We start from the raw sequence: 14,173 nt of genomic DNA, 5'->3' as shown, positions 1-14,173 counted from the left end.
TTCCACTTTCTGCTTAGTCGCAAGAAAAGTTTGTGCATCACCAATTTTTGCTTTCTGCTCAATCGCCGGAAGACCGTCCCCGCTGTGTGCTGTTTCTATTTTTTGGGGACAGCGTCTCGGCTTTTTTGAACGTCTTTGGTTGCAAGCCAAACTGAATAGTTCAAGTAAATATGTTCACGACGACTGATACAAACTGCGTGCAAAGGGACATGGGTATTGGGCAACAGGTATTGTCAACGATTCAATAACAGTTATTGCCCACCCCTCTGTCGGTAACAATATGAAAGCACGACTACCAAATTTCTTTTCAATAAAGCAATCAACGGATTTAGTCCGAATTGGAAGGGATTATGATGGTGGCTATCTCGTTTCAAAATCAGACATTGAACAATCAGATCTACTTTTAGGATTTGGTATTAGTGATGATTGGAGTTTTGAAGAGGATTTCTTAAACCAAAAAAAAGTATCCATAAATGCATATGATGCGAGTGTGAGTGGAAGAATTTTTTTCAGACGCCTCTTGGGATCTACATTAAGGATTTATAATTTTAAACGCTTTCTGAACTCGCTAAATGTGTTCTTAGAATATAGAAAATTTTTCTCTCAATCAGATGTTAATCATATCCAAAAATTTGTAGGCTTGAATATTAAAAACGAGCAGCACTGCACTTTTATGGATGTTTTAAACCAAACTGAAAGTAAAAATATTTTTTTGAAAATTGATATAGAAGGATCTGAATATCGGTTCTTGCATGACATTGTCGCTAATGAAGAGAGAATTACTGGCTTAGTGCTTGAGTTTCATGATGTTGATATACATCTTAACAAAATTGAAACGTTCATAAATGAATTGAGTTTAAATTTAGTTCATGTTCATGCCAATAATTTCCGTCCATTACGCGAAGATGATGATTTGCCCTTTGTATTGGAATTAACTTTTTCCAAATACTCAAATGTTTCAAAAGACTACAATTTACCTCATAAGTTAGATATGCCGAATAATAAAAATGGCATGGAATATGAAATTTTAATTAATGACTAATCGAATTCATTTTCAAATTTTAATGAAAGGTTTATCTTTGGTGTGATTTATTATTGCACGATTTGTTGGTTGGGTATAGTTCCTTGATTTAGCATCATTAAATTATTGTTAAATTCTGTTGTTCTTCTTGACGAAGAAGCAATCCCCATTATCCAAATGATTAATGCAACGGGAATGCCGATTATTGTAAACAGCAAGAAAGGGAACCCAATTGCTCTTTTGACTCCACCCGAACCATCTTCAAGATAAAAATAATCGAGGCCTGGCCAAAGAAATGCTAGAACTATCGCTAAACCTGAGCTTTTTGCGTTTAGCATTGGTGCTTGTTGAACATAAACTACTTGCTGGGGGGGACTTGAGCGCCTTCCATATGTGAAACTCAGGGTGATTGATCTTTACCCTTACAACACCCTTGCGTGAGATGCCTGTTGTATCGGTACCCTACCATGAGATGCCTGTACAGAGGGTGTACGGAGGGTGTTGCATGGGTATACAGAGGTATCAAGAACATTCAATTGCATCAATGATTTGCTTCTGCACCTGTTCGTCATAAGCCGATGGATGGAGTTCTTTTTCTTTCGATTTAGTGTCAAAATAACGCCCGGTTACGCCCTCCAATGATGGATCAGTTGCAGCAAATACCGTTGATTGTGAAGCTTTGTGAGCACTCTTGCCACCATCACTTCGGAAAAATAATTTGAAAAATGGCATCATGATTTTCATTGGACCAGGAAGCCCCTTCGTTGTCAATGATTGTGTCATTGAAGTCGATGCTCTTCCCGGAAAAACGATATTGACACTCACGTTCTCTGGCTCCAATCTTTTGGAGAGGGCAATCGACATGCCTTCCAAGATGCTTTTTGAGTGAGTGTATGTCATTAAACCTCTGAACTTTTTCTCTGCCTGCAAATTTTCTGGATCAATCGCAGTTGGCTTGTCTCCGCCACTGATGTTCAACACTCGAGGAGATGGAGAGGATTTCAACTCAGGCAAAAGAGCATAGGTCAAGTTCCAAGGTGCAACTACATTTACTGCAAAATGCATTTCTAAACCATCTTCGCTGTGCTTGAAAGTATTTCCAAGGTAACCAGCATTGTTGATGAGAACATCGATTTTCGAAACGCTTTGACTGATGCCATCCGCCAATTGCTGCACCCCTTTTATGGTTGAAACATCCCCAACAATAAACTCAATTTCAGAATTTCCTGTTTCTTTGATGATGCTCTCTGTAGCCCTTTTAGCACGCTCAGAATTTCTACCAACAACGAGAACTCTAGCGCCCATTTTCGCAATGTCAAGGGCGCTGTAATATCCAATTCCCGAGGTTGCTCCTGTGATTACAACTGTTTTTCCTTTCATCAATTTCGACATACAAATATCACCATTTTCCAGTAAAATATCAATTCGTACTGTTTGACACAAATACCTGTGGAGGGTTATTTGCCCAGATCGCTTCAAGGAAAGCATCGACTCTGTCGTTGATTGGTGTTCTAGCCCAGTTTGTTTCAACATGATCTCCGTCGGGATCGAAATCCAAGATATGGGGTGTATTCGGTTGTGCATCAATCGTCTGCCGCAAATTGTCATACATCCAACGACAATTACTCAAGTTAGCCTCTTCAGCTGCAGGAATCGTTGGTAATTTCCCCCCACAGGCAGGATCGAGTTCACCGATAATGAACATAATTGGCACCTCAGTAAATCCATTTCGAATCATCGCTTCAGGATAGAGGCCATAGCCCTCGTAATCAAACCCGAGTTTCTCCATACCATCGCTACGTAGATCTCCTCCGTTGAAAGGATAAGGATCAACACCGACATAGATTTCAAACATCTCGAAGATACGGGGGGGATCAAATGTCCATGAATCCGCCACGACTGCAGTAAGGTGGATGTCTTCGTGCGAGTATGCAATGGCTACATTCCATACACCAATTGAGCCAGCGCTTGTTCCATGAGCGAAAACCTGACTGGTTGGGTAATTGGCTACGGTGTAATCCATTGCAGCCATCGTAGCCTGCAGACCATTCACCTCTCGAAGAACACCATCAGTGGATGAATTCGGGTTATTCGGATATGGGTCGCCACGACCGGCATAATTGTCATGGTCGCAGAGTGATACCAATAAAACTCGGTATCCGTCGATAATTCGTCGTGTAAGGGTTGAACTCATCAGTTCGTCGTTGTTATTGTGTGTGTTTCCAATCAAATGTAGGTTGATCAGTTTGTCAAATGATTCCTCATGGTTCCAAGTATTCTGAGTGATGGTCTTGACAGTTTGGTATGTCTGGTTTTCATCAAACCACCCGTAGCCACCTCCGTGAAGATAGGTCCACAGAGGAGCCTCAATACCGGGATTATTGATTGGCTCCATGACGAAAAAGGTGTAATGTCCAGACAGTCCGCATGTGTATGCTTCATTCCGATAAAAGCTAATTTCAGCACTTGTGTTGTTGTCCAACTCGAGTATCCTTGATTCGACAAGTTTGATATGTTCAGTCGTTCGTTCGACGAATGGAATTTCGAGTTCATCATCCGAATTTTCAAGTTCCTCATCCCCTGATGTACCTTCAGACTCACCAAAACATCCCGCTAGAGATATCGAAAGAAAAAACAGTACCATGAGACAAGCGTTTGGTTTGGTTGATTTTTTCATCAGACCTCGCCTCCAGATCCTGTTGTGACTTGGGTAGAGCATGGGGTTTCAAGGGACTGAATTCGTGGATCCGATGACCTATGAAGAACCCACTCAAACACAGATTCCAAACTTGGGTGGAGTGCGACACCGTCATCTGTAAGTGCGTATTCAACTCGGGTTACCTGAGAATCTGTGAATTCTGTGCGAGTTACGAGTCCATACTCTTCAAGTTCAGTCAGCCGTCTTGAGAGGGTCGTAGCAGAACTTTCAACTCTCCTTTCAATTTCAGAAAATCGCATCGACTCTTTATTTGAGTTTAGAACAACCAACGTATGGAGCATAGTTGATTTTGAGAGCAAACTAAGCAGATTATCTACTTCGTTACGCAGATTTCTTCGTATTGACTTTACTCCACTGCTTTCTGCATCGCCCATGCTCCTTTGGATAATGCCTCTAATTATCAAGTCAAGGGTACCACAATTGTTAGTGAAATCAACAGTTCCGACATATCATTTCCACTAAATCGTAAGGGTTCTTGCAAACCCCTCGAGACATTATGGAGGAGTACAATGGGTGTTCAGTCCCCCAGTACACTCGCTACGGTTGTATACGTATGCGAGCATAACGGAACCCGTTGCATTCATTTACTTCATGAGGCGTGGATTGTTCATGAAGAAATTGCAAACTCTTCTTTTTGCTTTGATGATGTTAACCGTTTCACTCGCTGGATGTACCGATTTATCGAATCAAGTCGACTTGGACAATGATACTGTCGTGGATGCTGATGACTTGTGTCCAGACACCGATACTGGATTATCAGTTGATTTAGATGGCTGTGCTGACAATCAATTGGACGATGATGGCGACCTTATCATGAACGATGTTGACCTGTGTCCACTCACTCCCGCTGGAGAAACTGTAGATGCCGATGGTTGTTCACAATCGCAACTGGATGATGATAACGATGGAGTGATGAACGATGTTGACCTGTGTCCACTCACTCCCGCTGGAGAAACTGTTGATGCCAATGGCTGTGCTGACAATCAATTGGATGATGATGGTGATGGAGTGATGAACAATCTCGACCTCTGTCCATTCACGCCTTCTGGAGAAATTGTTGATGCAGATGGATGCTCACAATCACAACTCGATGATGATAGTGATGGAGTGATGAATAATCTTGACCTGTGTCCACTCACACCAACAGGTGAGACCGTTGATACTGATGGTTGTTCACAATCACAACTCGATGATGACGGTGATGGAGTGATGAACGATGTTGACCAATGCCCGAACACACCTGCTGGAACAAATATAGATAGTACTGGCTGTGAACAGAGTTTTTCTGAAATCATAAATGATGTAGCAAACATTACTGGTTTTCATGTCCTCAATGGAGAAGTATTTTTCTTCGTATATGATCAAGTAAATAATGAGCGGACACTATGGAAAGATGATAGCACTTTAGGGCCAGTTCTTGTAAAGACCATCTCCTCTGAATTTTGGATTAGCTCAGTTATGGTTCATGAAAATAATGTGTATTTCTCAGCTAGTGACGGAATCAACGGATACGAATTGTGGAAAGGAGATGGAACTGCATCTGGCACGTCGATGCTCATCGATATTAACAGTGGAAGCGAAAGTGCACGTGTTCAAGGCATTACAGCCATGGGAGACTCGATTTATTTCACTGCCAATGACGGAACCCACGGAAACGAATTGTGGAAGAGCGATGGCACAGCCGCAGGCACAGTGATGGTCAAAGACATAAACAGTGGTGATAATGATGCACTTTGGTATGAGTGGGTCTATTGGACAGGATTTACAGTCATTAGTGACACCCTTTATTTCCAAGCTAATGATGGAGATCACGGGCGCGAATTATGGAAGAGCGATGGCACAGACGCAGGAACGATGATGGTCAAAGATATCAACATCGGGACAGGGGACGCTTATCACTATTCGACTACAGTTATGGGCAACAATCTCTATTTCACATCGAATGATGGTATTAACGGTGCAGAATTGTGGAAGAGCGATGGAACTGCCTCAGGAACGGTGATGGTTAAGGACATCAACAGTGGAAGTGGCAGTAGTTCCCCCAACCACCACACAGTGGTCGATAATACTCTCTATTTCCAAGCCAATTCTGGTAATGGATTTGAATTGTGGAAGAGTGACGGAACAAGTGCTGGTACCATTATGGTCACAAATATTAACAGTGGAAATGCCAATAGTTGGCCCAATTACTTCCTTATTGGAAGCATTGGCAACACTCTCTATTTTACAGCCACCGATGTCGATGGTCCTGCAATTTGGGAGAGCGATGGAACAACAACAGGAACTGAAAAGATAGTATCTCTTCCAAACTACTGCTATCCTGGTTCTGAATTAGTTGCAAGTGGAAATTTTTTCTGTCTAAATGTTAATTCCGACGGAGATTCTGGAGGGATGGGTGTCGGACATAACAGTTCAAAGTTCAAAACTAATCATGTATGGGCAACTTCATAATCTTGATATCATCTGTGATTATGATTCAGCGAACACTTATGGCTATCCTTTCGATAATTGGACGTTCATTCATGGTAATGAACAATATCTAATTATTCTAGATGCGAATGCTGACATGAGTTTGGTTAAAATTTCCATTTGATGGATTCGGTAAATGTTTGGAATATGGATGTGTCCGAAGGTATGGCCATAATGGCTTCCAACTACTCAATCATTTACAAGGGCTCTCAGTGGGCCATGCACAGAGGGTACCCATGTGAATGCAGGCGTGCATAAGGGGGCCCGTTGTGTATAATGTTTGAATTTGACAATCTGGGATTGATACCTCACTCTACTTCTTGAAGTCGTGTGCCGTCTCCAAGAAGGCCAACACTGCAATCGTACCCGGGATTAATGCAATTGTTGATGATGAGGTCCATGATGTCCGGGTCCCATCCATTCATCCAGTCGCCATGCAAAGATGAGCCGTTCGGGTGTGATGCATTCATGTCTGATGAGAGATACCATGTGTCCGATGGACCGGTCTCTTCCGTGACCCAGAATGCAAATTTGTACGATATTTCAGGAATGGCTACGGGGTGTGAGTCCGGGCAATATCCCGTGCCTGTGTTTGGTGCCTCAGCGAGGATAGGATAGGACATGTGGCTGCGCTGATTTTCTGAGGTGAGATTTTGTCCATCCCAACATTGTGGAAAAACGACCCTAAACTCGAGTAATTCACCTGGTTGACATTCAGGCAAATACGGCACATGATCCATTGGATCCCCCTCATCGAATTGAGGAGAAGGAGCCTCCCAATGTTCGCAACGATACTTCGCACTTATCACGTCTTGCGGTTCTGGTCTGTCATGACCTGCAATCATCACCAAGCCTTCAGGTGGGGCTTGAATAAGCTCCGCAGGAATATGGTAGCCGCTTTTGTAGTAAAAGAGAGGTTCAACATATTCCAGCCTGGTTCCATCTGCTGAAAACAATGATGGCACCCAATAAGCGGCTTGATTCAAAGCCACTCCTTCGCAAGTCGTTTGATCTGTTGCGTTCCTCAGTTGTTCCGTCGTGGTGTTTGCATCCGTTTCAGGGAACCCAAAGAAAACATGCTCGTGAGCAGCCCCTGTTTGTCCGGGATATACGAGAGGGTCGTCATTGTTGACATGGGATTCTGTGCAGTGTGTACGAAAATTCCCGGTTCCGTCTTCGTTGATGTAGATGTTTTCATCAGAATAAATTCTGCCTGGCTGTAGGTCGATCTCAGGAGGAGGGTTCGTCTTTACGAGATCGCTTTCATCCTCACCATCTTCGTCTCCCTCAAACCAATCGAAGGCATCAATGGCGATGATGCTTGCAACAATCATTAGAAGAATAGAAAAGGACGTGATTTTGGTGCCGAAGAACTTCGCTGACGTAGCAACATCGACTTCTCGGAAATTCTCAGTTTCCTCCACGAGGCTCCCTCGTGTTGGTTATTGATAAGGTATCGTACATCTTGATTTCAGAATCAAGGAAATCAAAATTCCAACATAAGTTTCATGAAAATTGTTCATTAGCATAATCCCGATATTGAGGATTTTCATTTGCCAATCTCCAAGGGTCTCTTCACTGACCCACGGAGATAAGATTCGAATTCACAAGGGTTTGCAGTGGGCCGTATTCGTGCGTACGGTTGTAAAGAGCCCACAACGCTCAAAGGGGTTGGAGCGAAGGCAGGGGCATGAGCACCCGCCGTCTCTTCGCCGCAGTGCGGGACCTTGACCCACCAGGAGGTGGCGCAGAGCGTTCGTTGGCGGCCCTGCTGAACGGTATTGCGGCGCCTGGACCAACCCTCGAAACCGCACCAGCGTTCGTCCCAATGTCGCCCGCTGCGGATGCTCCAACGCATCCTGCGTGGACGGTGAGCGCATTCGCAAGTGACGATCGAGGCGAACAAATCGGTCTGCTTGAGCCCAAAGTGGACCTCACCACCACAGATCTGCCCATCGAAGGTTTCTGGTCGAAGGTGGCCTGGGGCTTACGGGAACGAAGGGGCGAGCAGAGACGCAGAAAGTGGGCCCATGACCGGCACATCGGTCGGCGAAGCCCTCAGTTCGCATCTCGTGTCGGTTCATGGTTGGACAAGCAGGAGCACGCTGGTGGCATAGGTTTGACCCAACTCGAATGGGCGCCAGGAGCTGCAGAAGCGTTCACCGCACGTGGCATGCCTTACGTCATGTTCGTCCGAGACGACACGGTATTCCGCCTTGAGGAACGGTTTCGGCCCGTAATGGAGGGCGCGGCCCTCGTGTGTGCGGCAGGAGAAGGTTTACTCTCCGACATTCGATCTCGCTTTACCATTCAAAAAGGTCACAGTGTGCCCCTACCAATCGATTTTGAAGGGCGCTTTGGGAGCATGGACGACGTGAACGCCTTGCGCTTGGCCGAGCAGTCAAAGCGACCAGATGGAGCACCACCCATAATCGGCATCATGGTCGTTACCCCAGAGAAGGGGTTGCGGATGTATCAACGCCTTCTTCCGAGGTTGCTTGAGCGCTGGCCGGAGGCGGAAGTCCACATTGCAGGAGGCAGCGCATACCCGCAGGAACTCGCTCATCATCCAAACGCACGCGTGGTGGGCCACGTTGATGCTGCGACCTTCTTTGCCGGCATCGATCTCCACCTCATCCTTTTCGAGACGACCGGTTCATGGGGCCGGGTCATCGGTGAAGCAGGTTTGTTTGGGGTGCCAAGCGTAACATCGGACGTGGGCTCGCAAAAGGAAGCCTTGGGCGAAGGAGGTATTCTGGTGAACGACGGCCATGATGCTGATGCTGTCATCGAAGCCTTGAGAGCCGTGTACGACGATCGTGAGCGTTACGGTGCATTGGCGCGGGATCACACCCGAATGGTTGACCATCGACGTTCTGTGGCCGCCTTCCGCAGCGGGCTTGAGGGCCTGTTTGAAGACCGTTGAGCCTGAACCCTTGATGAGTCCTGCACGGCGCCCCGGGTCGACCTCTTCTCCATAAAAAGTGCAGTTTTTGGACTTTTTTTTTGGTTTCAATCAAAACTCCAACTTCATCCGAAGATGATGGTTTCTAACTTGGTCTTTTACCGTTGCTGAAAACGAAGGTCGTGTTCTGCTAGCGTGGCGTAGGTGCTCGGGAGGAAGGTTTGACGAATTTGAACATCGTTTTGTTGTTCAAAAACATTGGTTGAATGCAGGGCTACTTCTTGGCTACCTGGAAGCATGTCAAAATGAAGGCTTTCCTCTGTAACTAAACCAATTCCAACGCCGTGTTCAATGGCTTGGAATGTGAGCCAAAGGTCATCGTTTCGGGGGCATGTTTCTCGAAATCCATTTCCTGCCCTTCGCATAATCTCTAAGAAATTCGGAGGAAACAATACTCCCGATACACAGGTGGCGAAATTCAGATGACTTGGTCCTTTTATTCCAGGAGGCCACGATTCATAGGGAGTGAGCCCTTTCCTGTCATCGCTGAGAAGCATTCTGTGAGCCCGGTATGCCATGACTGATGTTGGTTCGTGTCGTGCTGCATCAAGGATGCGTTCCAGCCACCATTTTGGATAGAATATATCGTCGTCAGCAACAATATGAGGGCGAGAAAATTCTGGAGCGTTTTGAATCCACCACTGAATTTTCGTATGAGGGCCGAGGTTTTCGGACAGATGGATTTCCAAACCTCGTTTCTTCAGTCGTTTCAAGGCCTCGGTCGGATGCAATACATCCTCCTCTACGTCCAAATAGAGCATGAATCGCGAGGGCAGAACCGTCCCCTTTGCAATGGTCTCGATAGCGATGTGGACATCTTTCAAGCGTTGCCCGTAGGTTGTCATGGAGACTGTAGGGCCTGCTGGGTCAAGGACGGTGGATGAAGCGAAACGGTTTCTCAATCTGAGGCGAAGGAATTTCAATCGCACTCGAATACTGGTCAGTACATTTCGGAGGTATGATTTCACATTGGGGACTCTCATACCTCTCACCACGTCGTTAACTGATGGCCAATTCGCGTATTCTTAATCCTTTCTCAACTGCGGTTGTTTCTTTAAAAGATATACACTTGAACAAATAAAAAAAGGCTCTCTTGATTCCTTCCGCAATAATTTAGGCGATTGCTTCTTTAATGATGGGGCCAGCCTTTACACCATGACAGAAAGCCCTGAGGCGGGTTCATTTTTCAAAAAATGGGCCATGAGGCAATACTGGAGGATGCAACAATCCCAAGCCGTCGTCAGCCTGTTGTTGTGGGGGACGACCATCACTCTGCTGGTTTGGCCGTTGATCGAATGGAGGTTTTCGGGAGGATGCAAGCAAGGACCATGTTTTTCAGAGGAAATCCTTGGGATCTCAAGTACGTATTTTGCACTTGCAGGCATCTTTTTCACGGTGATGTTTTCCGTCCTCCTGATTGGATTTCTCTACGACCAAGTGTTCTCTCTGTGGACCGAGTGGAGAAGTGTCGATATGGAGCGCAACCCCTTTGCGACCTACGCTCTTGCTCCAATTTGGCTTATGACCATCGCCCTTCAGGCCGAGGTCCTCAAGCGCACAGCCCCAGATGACGAAGCCATGGTCAAGCAAGCCGATTGGTACCTCAAGTGGTGCGAAAATTACACAGAAGGCGAAATGTTCGCTCGTGCTGTTCAACGTTGGGACAAAGATATGGGGGACACGCCTACCTTTTGGTTCACCAGCGATGAAGCCATGCATCGGGCTCGAGAGACTTCGTTTGAAGATGAACCTTGATCTTTGACTCGGCCTTTTTCTTCTTCGTTTTTTTATGAACAAAAATCAAAGGGTCTTACTCGGCCAAATCAACGAACTACGATCACCAGTATTCCTGGTAGTAACAAACCAAAAACCCAATTCAGAACCAATCTCCTAAGGCCAACAGTGCTTGAACGATGCTGCTTAGAGCGTTTCAAGAGCGGTCACAAGGTCTTGCCATAGGTCTTCCATATCCTCGATACCAACCGACAAGCGAATCAAACCCGGAGTCATTCCTGCATCATAGCGTTGCTTTTCTGGAATTGCTGCATGCGTCATGGTCCATGGATGGTTGATGAGCGATTCGATTCCTCCCAAACTTTCTGCTGTTGCAAACAGGTTCAACTGGGCTGCGAACTTTCGAGCACCCTCTTCCCCTCCTTTGACCTCCAAGGAAATAATGCCACCAAATGCATTCATTTGCCGTTGTGCGATTTCATGGGTTGGGTGGCTTTTCAGACCTGGATAAAAGAGTCGAGTGACCTTTTCATTGTCCTGCAATCGTTCTGCTAACGCCTGTGCACTTTCGCAATGGCGGTTCATCCGTAAAGCCAGTGTTCGCAGTCCTCGGAGGATGAGGAAACAATCCATCGGTGCTGGGACTGCACCTACTGCATTTTGCAAGAATGAAATCTTTTCAGCAAGCTCCTTGCTTTGGGTGATTAAACATCCACCGATGACATCGCTGTGGCCTCCGATGTACTTGGTTGTTGAATGAACAATGATGTCTGCGCCCAATTCGAACGGACGCTGTAGAATAGGCGTCGCAAAGGTGGAATCAACAACGACAATCAGACCGTGTTCTTTTGCTTCTGCAGCCAGTGATTTGATATCATGAACGGTGAGAAGTGGATTGGTCGGGCTTTCAAGCCAGAGGATTTTTGAGTTCTCACGAACAACTTTGCCGAGGTCTCCGCTTTTCAAGGGAGAATAACTTGTTTCAATGCCGAACCGTGAAGCAATTTGGTCAAATAAGCGAACTGTGCCTCCATAGAGGTCGTCGCATGCGATGACATGGTCGCCTTGTTTGAGCATTTGACTGATGGTTGTAATCGCTGCCATTCCACTGCCGAAACAAAAGCCAAATGCTTCTTGATGAGGTGATTCCATTTCTGCTAGAGCCCGTTGAAGAGCATTTCGAGTGGGGTTGTCCCCACGTGCATATTCATATCCAAGATGGTCAGCAAAATCGTTCTGAACGTAGGTAGATGTTTGGAAAATAGGTGTGTGTACAGAGCCTGTCGTCACTTCAGGGTCCAATGATGAATGGACGCAACGGGTTGAATCTCCAGTCATTTCACCACTCCCATCCATCGACATCAAATCCATTATCTCTTAACCATTCATCGTTGTAGACTTTTCCAAGATATGGGTTTCCAGCATCAGGGAGAATGACAACAATCTTTGCCTTTTCTCCTGCTTTATCGTGTTCAGCAGCAATGTCCAGTGCAATCTGTAACGCTCCACCACAGGACCCACCGCAGAACAATCCTTCTTGTTTAGCCAGACGTCGAGCCATACGGAAACAAATCTCGTCATCGACCATTCGAATTTCATCAATCACAGAAAAGTCAGTTGCTGGAGGGATGAAGTCTTCCCCAAATCCCTCAACTTTGTATCCATGAGGAACGCCCATGGTTCCATCTTCAAACCATTCTTTGAGAATGGACCCCTCAGCATCGACACCAACGATTCTTGGAGCGTCTTTGCCGTTTTCTTGTGCTTGCGCCTTTAGATATTTTCCGCATCCGGTAATGGTACCGCCAGTTCCCATGGTAGCGACAAAGTGGGTCATGTCACCTTGAGTCTGGTTCCAGAGTTCTGGTCCAGTTGAAAGAATGTGGGCTTTGGGATTGGATTGATTGGAATATTGATCAGGATACCATGCTCCTTCAATCTCCTTGCTCAGCCGTTCAGCGACCATATAATAGGACCGAGGGTCTTCTTTTTCGACCGCTGTAGGACAAATTTCCACCCGTGCGCCCATAGCACGGAGCAAGTCAATTTTCTCCTTTGCCATCTTATCGGGCATTGTGAAGACACAATCGTATCCCCGTTGTGCTGCAACCATTGCTAGTCCAATGCCGGTGTTGCCACTGGTTCCTTCAACAATGGTTCCACCGGGCTTAAGCCAACCTTTTTCTTCAGCTTCCAAAATCATAGCAAGGCCAATTCGGTCTTTGATTGAGCCGCCTGGACTGCAACGTTCGAGTTTTGCCCAAACTTCTGAGCCTGATAAGTCAGCAGTCACCTTGTTCAAACGAATGAGAGGGGTGTGGCCAATCGCTGAAACTACATCTTCGTAAACGCCATGAGGGAGGGCCATGTTGAACGCCATTGAATTCAGGTTCATCAGGCTTTTCAAATTCAACTTTACATTTATGAGGGGTAGAATTCTTGAATGACGTATGAATGTTCATGAAACTCCTTTTGGAAGATTAAACTCTACAGTTCCCGTTGACAAAAAGAGAACCGATGCAGTGTTGCGCGCATTGGTTTGGTGTGAAACCATCCTTAACACGACTCTTTGGACCCCGATATCTGTAGGAAACAATGTTTCTCTTCAACGAATCATCAATGGACAAACGATTGAAATTTTTCCTCTTGAAGCCGCCCTTATGGATTTAGGACAGAAATCGAGATTTAACAAAGACCATCTTCCAATTCACCTCAACAATCTGAATGCGTGTGTTCGTCCAACACATCCTCGTTCCCGCCCTTTGCACACCGATATGATCGCCAGCATGATCCTCTTTTTAGGTCGGACTGAGATCGATTCTGCAGCAGTACCAAGGACACTTCATGCCATACTCACTAAAGAGCAGATTGCTTCACTTCCTCCACCACCTCCCCCTCGTAGAGCATACGTTCCCGGGCAACCTTCAACCTCTGGTAGAGCATTTATCCCAGAGTCAAGTATACTGGAATTGACGCTTCAGCATCCGAATACGGTTTTTAACGTACAGTTTGAAAAACGAGAAGGCACGCTTCGAAACATGACGGCAAGAATCGGAGTATGGAAGGAAACAGGTCGAGATGAAATTGACCCACAAAGGATCAGTGATGAAATGGCGTATAATCCATCAGATTATCACCTGAAAACAGTATATGATCTGGAAAAAGAGGAGTACAGAAACATGGCAACAGACCGCGTGACTCAGATCTCTATTGGTGGCCAAACATACCACGCGACATCTGCACAATGATGGTTCCAATTCAGAGC

At 45.8% G+C, this 14,173-nt stretch carries 13 protein-coding genes; 5 read left to right on the top strand and 8 right to left on the bottom strand.

Going from position 1 to position 14,173, the window contains the following annotated elements; genetic code table 11:
• The first annotated feature begins 280 nt into the window (after positions 1-280).
• Positions 281-1,042, top strand: a complete 762-nt coding sequence (locus tag AAA857_RS00065) for a hypothetical protein (protein WP_338171802.1) — start codon at positions 281-283, stop codon at positions 1,040-1,042.
• Positions 1,043-1,092: 50 nt separating this feature from the next.
• Here the strand turns inward: AAA857_RS00065 and AAA857_RS00060 are convergent, their stop codons facing one another.
• From AAA857_RS00060 to AAA857_RS00045, 4 genes are all read right to left on the bottom strand, one after another.
• Complete coding sequence (locus tag AAA857_RS00060) at positions 1,093-1,359, bottom strand: hypothetical protein (RefSeq protein ID WP_338171800.1); 267 nt, start codon at positions 1,357-1,359, stop codon at positions 1,093-1,095.
• A gap of 184 nt (positions 1,360-1,543) precedes the next feature.
• On the bottom strand, positions 1,544-2,464 hold the full coding sequence (locus tag AAA857_RS00055; protein ID WP_338171797.1) for an SDR family NAD(P)-dependent oxidoreductase: 921 nt from the start codon (positions 2,462-2,464) through the stop codon (positions 1,544-1,546).
• The gene (locus tag AAA857_RS00050; protein ID WP_338171794.1) at positions 2,442-3,698 is read right to left on the bottom strand and encodes a hypothetical protein; all 1,257 of its coding nucleotides are present in this window, start codon (positions 3,696-3,698) and stop codon (positions 2,442-2,444) included. The genes AAA857_RS00055 and AAA857_RS00050 overlap by 23 nt, the downstream gene beginning before the upstream one ends.
• Positions 3,698-4,114, bottom strand: a complete 417-nt coding sequence (locus tag AAA857_RS00045) for a helix-turn-helix domain-containing protein (RefSeq protein ID WP_338171791.1) — start codon at positions 4,112-4,114, stop codon at positions 3,698-3,700. The genes AAA857_RS00050 and AAA857_RS00045 overlap by 1 nt, the downstream gene beginning before the upstream one ends.
• A gap of 235 nt (positions 4,115-4,349) precedes the next feature.
• On the opposite strand from AAA857_RS00045, the gene AAA857_RS00040 reads away from it, so the two are divergent.
• The gene (locus tag AAA857_RS00040; protein ID WP_338171789.1) at positions 4,350-6,191 is read left to right on the top strand and encodes an ELWxxDGT repeat protein; all 1,842 of its coding nucleotides are present in this window, start codon (positions 4,350-4,352) and stop codon (positions 6,189-6,191) included.
• A 326-nt stretch (positions 6,192-6,517) separates the two neighbouring features.
• Here AAA857_RS00040 and AAA857_RS00035 read toward each other — a convergent pair whose 3' ends face one another.
• Complete coding sequence (locus tag AAA857_RS00035; RefSeq protein WP_338171787.1) at positions 6,518-7,633, bottom strand: DUF1996 domain-containing protein; 1,116 nt, start codon at positions 7,631-7,633, stop codon at positions 6,518-6,520.
• A 266-nt stretch (positions 7,634-7,899) separates the two neighbouring features.
• On the opposite strand from AAA857_RS00035, the gene AAA857_RS00030 reads away from it, so the two are divergent.
• Positions 7,900-9,135, top strand: coding sequence for a glycosyltransferase (locus AAA857_RS00030; RefSeq protein WP_338171784.1), 1,236 nt, complete (start codon positions 7,900-7,902; stop codon positions 9,133-9,135).
• A 137-nt stretch (positions 9,136-9,272) separates the two neighbouring features.
• Here the strand turns inward: AAA857_RS00030 and AAA857_RS00025 are convergent, their stop codons facing one another.
• Positions 9,273-10,157 (bottom strand): hypothetical protein, encoded by an 885-nt coding sequence (locus AAA857_RS00025; RefSeq protein ID WP_338171782.1) that lies wholly within the window; start codon positions 10,155-10,157, stop codon positions 9,273-9,275.
• Positions 10,158-10,329: 172 nt separating this feature from the next.
• Between AAA857_RS00025 and AAA857_RS00020 the strand changes: the two genes are divergently transcribed.
• A complete protein-coding gene (locus tag AAA857_RS00020) occupies positions 10,330-10,929 on the top strand; it encodes a hypothetical protein (protein ID WP_338171780.1) in 600 nt (199 codons plus the stop codon).
• 165 nt (positions 10,930-11,094) lie between these two features.
• Here the strand turns inward: AAA857_RS00020 and AAA857_RS00015 are convergent, their stop codons facing one another.
• Positions 11,095-12,246: a PLP-dependent aspartate aminotransferase family protein gene (locus tag AAA857_RS00015; protein WP_338171778.1), complete on the bottom strand. Its 1,152-nt coding sequence runs from the start codon at positions 12,244-12,246 to the stop codon at positions 11,095-11,097.
• Position 12,247: 1 nt separating this feature from the next.
• Positions 12,248-13,276 (bottom strand): pyridoxal-phosphate dependent enzyme, encoded by a 1,029-nt coding sequence (locus AAA857_RS00010; RefSeq protein ID WP_338171775.1) that lies wholly within the window; start codon positions 13,274-13,276, stop codon positions 12,248-12,250.
• Between the two features lie 82 nt (positions 13,277-13,358).
• On the opposite strand from AAA857_RS00010, the gene AAA857_RS00005 reads away from it, so the two are divergent.
• A complete protein-coding gene (locus AAA857_RS00005; RefSeq protein ID WP_338171774.1) occupies positions 13,359-14,156 on the top strand; it encodes a hypothetical protein in 798 nt (265 codons plus the stop codon).
• Positions 14,157-14,173: the final 17 nt, after the last annotated feature.

The organism is Candidatus Poseidonia alphae, from assembly GCF_943787815.1.
GTDB classification, from domain to species: domain Archaea; phylum Thermoplasmatota; class Poseidoniia; order Poseidoniales; family Poseidoniaceae; genus Poseidonia; species Poseidonia alphae.
Note: the sequence above shows the minus strand (reverse complement) of the source record. Positions and strands in the feature narration are given on the sequence as shown.

Excerpts from the sequence above, each read along its gene's own strand:
- AAA857_RS00050 (WP_338171794.1), bottom strand. The coding sequence starts at position 3,698 with ATGAAAAAATCAACCAAACCAAACGCTTGTCTCATGGTACTGTTTTTT.
- AAA857_RS00045 (WP_338171791.1), bottom strand. The coding sequence starts at position 4,114 with ATGGGCGATGCAGAAAGCAGTGGAGTAAAGTCAATACGAAGAAATCTG.
- AAA857_RS00040 (WP_338171789.1), top strand. The coding sequence starts at position 4,350 with ATGAAGAAATTGCAAACTCTTCTTTTTGCTTTGATGATGTTAACCGTT.
- AAA857_RS00025 (WP_338171782.1), bottom strand. The coding sequence starts at position 10,157 with ATGAGAGTCCCCAATGTGAAATCATACCTCCGAAATGTACTGACCAGT.
- AAA857_RS00060 (WP_338171800.1), bottom strand. The coding sequence starts at position 1,359 with ATGCTAAACGCAAAAAGCTCAGGTTTAGCGATAGTTCTAGCATTTCTT.
- AAA857_RS00005 (WP_338171774.1), top strand. The coding sequence starts at position 13,359 with ATGAATGTTCATGAAACTCCTTTTGGAAGATTAAACTCTACAGTTCCC.
- AAA857_RS00065 (WP_338171802.1), top strand. The coding sequence starts at position 281 with ATGAAAGCACGACTACCAAATTTCTTTTCAATAAAGCAATCAACGGAT.
- AAA857_RS00030 (WP_338171784.1), top strand. The coding sequence starts at position 7,900 with ATGAGCACCCGCCGTCTCTTCGCCGCAGTGCGGGACCTTGACCCACCA.
- AAA857_RS00015 (WP_338171778.1), bottom strand. The coding sequence starts at position 12,246 with ATGACTGGAGATTCAACCCGTTGCGTCCATTCATCATTGGACCCTGAA.
- AAA857_RS00010 (WP_338171775.1), bottom strand. The coding sequence starts at position 13,276 with ATGGCCCTCCCTCATGGCGTTTACGAAGATGTAGTTTCAGCGATTGGC.
- AAA857_RS00020 (WP_338171780.1), top strand. The coding sequence starts at position 10,330 with ATGACAGAAAGCCCTGAGGCGGGTTCATTTTTCAAAAAATGGGCCATG.